Raw genomic sequence first — 5,463 nt, forward strand, 5'->3', positions numbered from 1 at the left:
GCCCTCGACGACGCCCGGAGGCGGCGGCGGGGGTGGCGGCGGTGCAGGCTGAGCGTGTGCCACCCCGGGCAGGGCCAATGCTGCCATCAGCGCCGCGGTCGACGCACCACTCAGCGCTGCGAGCCCCAGCGACTTCGGGCGACTCTTACGGCGGTGATCATTTGCGTCAGGCAGAACCATGTGGAAGAAACTACCGTGTTACGGCCGTGACGCAAGTGTGAGTTGCTCATTGGATGTCAAATTGAGACATTGCTGTCAGCGCTGAATGCTATGGCAGAAGCGTATTGACTCGGTTGCTGACAGCAGAATGACCCCGCGCGTTGCGCGGGGTGGCGTCCGATCTGCAGAGTCCTCGATGATGCCGCTTCACTGCTTTGATCGCGGCGGTCGGCGCCGCCGTTACTCGTGGCCTGGCGAATGCCGACCGCACTGCGGGCGCGTCGAGTTTCGCCGGCTAGCTACCGTCCAGTAACATCGGGCCCACTCGCTGGCGTTCAGCGTCGAACACAACAGGAGGGGCCGACGATGGATGTTCTGGTCACGGGATGCGATACAGATCTGGGGCGCACGGTCGCCGAGAGCTTCTGCGAAGCCGGCCACACGGTCGTGATCGCGGGTAGTCGCCGCGACGACGTCGAGGTCACCGCGAAGGAACTCGAGGTCAGCACCGACCGGGTGATCGTGTTCGACAACACCGACCCCGCCTCGATCGCGCAGGTACAGGGGCAGTTCCCCGCCCATCTGGACACGATCGTCAACGTCCCCGTCCCGAAGTGGGCCGGCGGCGACCCGCGGACCTACACGCTGGCCGACCATGTCACCGAGTGGCACAGCATTTTCGACAATGCCCTGGTCTCGGCCGTGCTGACAGTGCAGGTTCTCGGTGACCACCTCCGTTCCGGAGGCTCGGTGATCACGGTGATCCCGGACCCCGCGAGCGAGGGTTCGGCCGACGCCGCCGTCAAGGCCGCGGTCTCCGAGTGGACCGCCGGACAGGCGCATCACTTCGGTACCAGGGGCATCACCGTCAATGCGGTGGCTGCCGGTCGGGGTGTCGAACCCGGTTATGACGGCTTGGCGACCACGCCTGCGACGGTCAGCACCGAGATCGCCCGACTGTCGTTGTTCCTCGCCACCCCCGCCGCGCGCCACATCACCGGCCAGACGCTGCATGTCAGCCACGGCGCGTTGGCCAAGTTCGGCTGATCGCGGTCGGCCGAACGGCCCGATCGCCGGATTTATTCCGGCCTTCGCGTCGGGTGAAACGCATGTCGTCGCGCTGCGTCGGATGGTTAGGGTTTGAACTGTGACGATTCGACTCGGACTCCAGATCAACAATTTCTCCTACGGCGCATCCGGCCAGGGTGAGGTGGCCGACCTCTTCCCCACCGTCACCGCGCAGGCGCGCGAAGCGGACACCTCAGGGTTCGACTCGGTCTTCCTGATGGACCACTTCTACCAACTGCCGGGTATCGGCACTCCGGACCAGCCGATGCTGGAGGCCTACACCGCGCTCGGCGCGCTGGCGGCATCCACCGAGAACGTCCAACTGGGCACGCTGGTCACCGGGAACACCTACCGAAATCCCACGCACCTGGCCAAGTCGATCACCACGCTCGACGTGATCAGCCAGGGCAGGGCGATCCTCGGTATCGGCACCGGGTGGTTCGAACTCGAGCACGATCAGCTCGGTTATGAGTTCGGTACCTTCACCGACCGTTTCAACAAGCTCGGCGAGGCGCTGCAGATCGTCCTGCCGATGATCAAGGGCGAACACCCGACATTTTCCGGGAAGTACTACCGCACTGAGAACGCCATGGCCAATCCCCGCTTCCGCGAACACATTCCGCTGATGATCGGCGGCAGTGGCGAGAAGAAGACCATCCCGCTGGCCGCTCGGCACTTCGACCATCTCAACGTGATCGCCGGCTTCGACGAGCTGGCCAAGAAGGTCGCGGTGGTCAAGCAGCGCTGCGAGGAGATCGACCGCGACCCGGCCACGCTGGAGACCAGCATGCTGGTCGGCGCAGTGGTCGGTGACATGAGCCCCGACATGATCCCCGACGACTTCAAGCAGCGAATGGTCGTCGGAAGCGTCGACCAGATCGCCGATCAGATCAAGACCAAGGTCTTGGACGCGGGCATCGACGGCGTCATCATCTTCGTGCCCACGCAGACCGTCGGCTACCAGCCGGGCCAGATCACCGCGCTGGGAGAGGCGATCAAGCCGCTGGTGACCGGCTGATTGCAAGCCCGGTGGGCCATCTCACCGCGCCCACCGGAAGCGTGGCGGCTAACGTATTCGTTGTACTGAACAGGTAATCCGCCAAGGAGTAATGATGAGCCATCCCGGAGCCACGGTGTCGGATCGGCACAAAGTGGTCATCATCGGATCGGGATTTGGTGGGCTGACCGCGGCCAAGACCCTCAAGAGGGCAGACGTCGACATCAAGATGATCGCCCGCACCACCCACCACCTGTTCCAGCCGCTGCTGTACCAGGTCGCGACCGGCATCATCTCCGAAGGTGAGATCGCCCCGGCGACGCGGGTCATCCTGCGCAACCAGAAGAACGCACAGGTGTTGCTCGGCGACGTCACACATGTTGATCTGAAGACCAAGACCGTCCGCTCCGAACTGCTCGGGCACACCTACGTGACGCCGTACGACAGCCTGGTCATTGCCGCGGGCGCAGGTCAGTCCTACTTCGGAAACGACCACTTCGCCGAGTTCGCACCCGGCATGAAGTCGATCGACGACGCGCTCGAACTCCGCGGCCGCATTCTCGGGGCGTTCGAGCAGGCCGAGCGCTCCAGCGACCCGGCCCGACGGGAGAAGCTCCTGACGTTCGTCGTCGTCGGTGCCGGTCCGACGGGCGTGGAGATGGCCGGTCAGATCGCCGAACTAGCAGATCACACGCTCAAAGGCGCCTTCCGCCACATCGATTCGACCAAGGCCCGGGTCATTCTGCTCGACGCGGCGCCGGCGGTGCTCCCGCCGATGGGTGAGAAGCTCGGCAAGAAGGCGCAGGCCCGGTTGGAGAAGATGGGCGTCGAGATCCAGCTCAATGCCATGGTCACCGATGTCGACCGCAACGGCATCACCGTCAAGAACCCCGACGGCTCGCTGCGCCGCATCGAGTCGGCCACCAAGGTGTGGTCGGCCGGTGTGTCCGCCAGCCCGCTCGGACGCGACCTGGCCAACCAGTCAGGCGTGGAACTCGACCGGGCGGGCCGGGTGAAGGTAATGCCCGATCTGTCGATCCCCGGCAACCCCGATGTGTTCGTCGTGGGCGACATGGCGGCGGTCGAAGGGGTCCCCGGTATGGCACAGGGTGCGATCCAGGGCGGGAAGTACGCCGCGAAGGCGATCATGTCCGGACTCAAGGGTGCCGACCCGGCCCAGCGTGAGCCCTTCAGCTATTTCGACAAGGGTTCGATGGCCACGGTGTCGAAGTTCAATGCGGTCGCCAAGATCGGACCGTTGGAGTTCGGCGGCTTCATCGCCTGGCTGGCCTGGTTGTTCCTGCACCTGATCTATCTGGTGGGCTTCAAGACCAAGATCGTCACCATGCTGTCGTGGACCGTGACGTTCCTCGGGCGCAACCGCGGTCAGTTGACCATCACCGAACAGCAGGCGTACGCGAGAACCCGGATCGAGGAACTCGAGGAGATCGCGGCGTCCGTGCAGGACACCGAAAGAGCCGCGAGCTAGGTCACAGCGTATCGCCCTGCCAGGTGGACAGGCACCCTCCTCCGGCCAATGCCAGCGTCATTCCGGTGGTCTGCACGGTGCTCTGTGGGTAGTGGAGTTCGCTGACACACGCGCGTGGGGCGGCGATCTCGTCGTCGGTGATCGACCCGTCGCCGAGCTCGATCCGATGTCGCAGCAGTGGCCGCCCGCCGACGTCGGCGTGTAGTGATCCCGACCAGAAGCCTTGGCGCTCACCGCTTCTGCCGATCTGTACGCGCTCCACGATCCTGACGTCGGCGCCGTCGGCAACCTCCAGGCGGGTGGCGACGTAGTGCCTCGAGGTGGCGGCGACGATGGTGGGTTGCGGTTCGAGATCGAGCTCCCCCGCGATTTCCAGCGTCCAGTTGGCATGCGACTCGCGAGTGTTCGGTCCGGGCAGCACCACCGTCGCTGCCGCAGTGCGGAACTTCAGGCGAGCTCCGGGTTCCACCACGAGCCGGATCCGGATCGAGTCTCCGCCCAGCGGCGTCGCAGCCGCCGAGACCAGATGAACGGTGTCGGCCTCGGTGCGACGGGCCGCGAGTCCGCCGCTGCACTCGATGCGCGGTGAGCGGTGCGGCCGCGCGATGATCACGACGTCGGACCGCATCTAGACCGCCGGGGCGACTTCGAGTTGTTCGCGCACCCACCCGAGGACCGCGGTGGCGGCTGGGTCGGCGGTCAGCGAGATCAGCACCGTGGGGCGTTCACCTCGCGCCGTCGCCGCGTCGCGGCGCATCACCTCGAGGTCGGCGCCGACCATCGGTGCGAGGTCGGTCTTGTTGACCACCAACAGATCCGAGAAGGTGACACCCGGCCCGCCCTTGCGAGGCACCTTGTCCCCGCCGGCGACGTCGATGACGAAGATCTGGACATCCACCAACCCGGAGGAGAACGTCGCCGTGAGGTTGTCGCCGCCTGATTCCACCAGAATGAGATCGAGTCCGCCGAGTTCGTCGTGGGCGGCCACGAGGTCGTCGATGGCGTCCAGGTTGGCGGTGATGTCGTCGCGGATCGCGGTGTGTGGGCAACCGCCTGTCTGGACCGCAGCGATGCGGTCGTCGGGCAGCACCGCGTTGCGGCGAAGGAAATCCGCGTCCTCGGTGGTGTAGATGTCGTTGGTGAGCACCGCGAGCGACAATTCGTCACGAAGCTGACGGCACAGGGCCGCAACCAGGGCGGTCTTGCCGGAGCCGACGGGACCGCCGACTCCGATGCGCAGCGGCTCCCCCGGTCGGCGCTCGCGGCGGGGTCGATCGGCGTGGGCGTGCGGTTCGCCAACGGCGTCTGACGAGAGGAAATGTGGTGGCATCAGTACAACCTTGCGGGTCAGGACGCGAAGAGGGGACGTTCGCGTTCGATGTGGCGCTGCGCGAGAACATCCAGCAGCGGGTCGGACAGGTCGGCGAGTCCTTTGGACGCCTCGGCGGCAGTCTCCTCACACAGCTGTGACAGTCCGAAGGTCACCGCCGCGACATCGCCGGGGTCCAGCGCGAGCAGTCGCTGCGCGGCAGTCGCCGAACCCGTCATTGTCGTGTAGACGACGGACAACGCGGTGTGCTCGGGGGCCAGGCCGCTCGCAGCACCCACAGCACCCGCGGTCACCGAGAGGTGCGGTGTGCGGCCCAGGGCATCCCAGCCGGTGTCCGGCCACACCCGGCGGGCCAGCCGAACCAGTCCCCGGCCTTGTGCGCGGGAGGCTTGGCGGGCCGCGGGAGCTGGTGTGCGCGCG

Annotated in this window: 6 protein-coding genes and 1 pseudogene; 3 read left to right on the forward strand and 4 right to left on the reverse strand. The window is 66.0% G+C overall.

The annotated features are described in order from the left end of the window. Positions 1-180 (reverse strand): annotated as a pseudogene (locus tag WA965_RS23395) (hypothetical protein); the annotation flags it as partial. Positions 181-525: 345 nt separating this feature from the next. Here WA965_RS23395 and WA965_RS23400 point away from each other — a divergent pair. The 3 genes from WA965_RS23400 (at position 526) to ndh (ending at position 3,713) form a co-directional block, all read left to right on the forward strand. After that, entirely contained in the window at positions 526-1,206 is a 681-nt protein-coding gene (locus tag WA965_RS23400) for an SDR family oxidoreductase (RefSeq protein ID WP_526303033.1), read from the forward strand. Between the two features lie 100 nt (positions 1,207-1,306). Continuing rightward, the gene (locus tag WA965_RS23405) at positions 1,307-2,245 is read left to right on the forward strand and encodes an LLM class F420-dependent oxidoreductase (RefSeq protein ID WP_526303034.1); all 939 of its coding nucleotides are present in this window, start codon (positions 1,307-1,309) and stop codon (positions 2,243-2,245) included. A gap of 94 nt (positions 2,246-2,339) precedes the next feature. After that, the gene (gene ndh, locus WA965_RS23410) at positions 2,340-3,713 is read left to right on the forward strand and encodes a type II NADH:quinone oxidoreductase Ndh (protein WP_526303035.1); all 1,374 of its coding nucleotides are present in this window, start codon (positions 2,340-2,342) and stop codon (positions 3,711-3,713) included. A 1-nt stretch (position 3,714) separates the two neighbouring features. Here ndh and WA965_RS23415 read toward each other — a convergent pair whose 3' ends face one another. From WA965_RS23415 to WA965_RS23425, 3 genes are all read right to left on the reverse strand, one after another. Further along, complete coding sequence (locus WA965_RS23415) at positions 3,715-4,341, reverse strand: urease accessory protein UreD (RefSeq protein WP_526303036.1); 627 nt, start codon at positions 4,339-4,341, stop codon at positions 3,715-3,717. After that, the gene (ureG, locus tag WA965_RS23420; protein WP_526303037.1) at positions 4,342-5,043 is read right to left on the reverse strand and encodes an urease accessory protein UreG; all 702 of its coding nucleotides are present in this window, start codon (positions 5,041-5,043) and stop codon (positions 4,342-4,344) included. It lies immediately after the preceding gene. Positions 5,044-5,060: 17 nt separating this feature from the next. After that, positions 5,061-5,463: urease accessory protein UreF (locus WA965_RS23425; RefSeq protein ID WP_526448126.1), on the reverse strand; the 403-nt coding region annotated here is incomplete at its 5' end.

Source organism: Mycobacterium sp. (assembly GCF_049683935.1).
In the GTDB taxonomy this organism is placed as follows: Bacteria; Actinomycetota; Actinomycetes; order Mycobacteriales; family Mycobacteriaceae; genus Mycobacterium.

Coding starts and splice junctions, on each gene's coding strand:
- WA965_RS23400 (WP_526303033.1), top strand. CDS start 526: ATGGATGTTCTGGTCACGGGATGCGATACAGATCTGGGGCGCACGGTC.
- ndh (WP_526303035.1), top strand. CDS start 2,340: ATGAGCCATCCCGGAGCCACGGTGTCGGATCGGCACAAAGTGGTCATC.
- WA965_RS23415 (WP_526303036.1), bottom strand. CDS start 4,341: ATGCGGTCCGACGTCGTGATCATCGCGCGGCCGCACCGCTCACCGCGC.
- ureG (WP_526303037.1), bottom strand. CDS start 5,043: ATGCCACCACATTTCCTCTCGTCAGACGCCGTTGGCGAACCGCACGCC.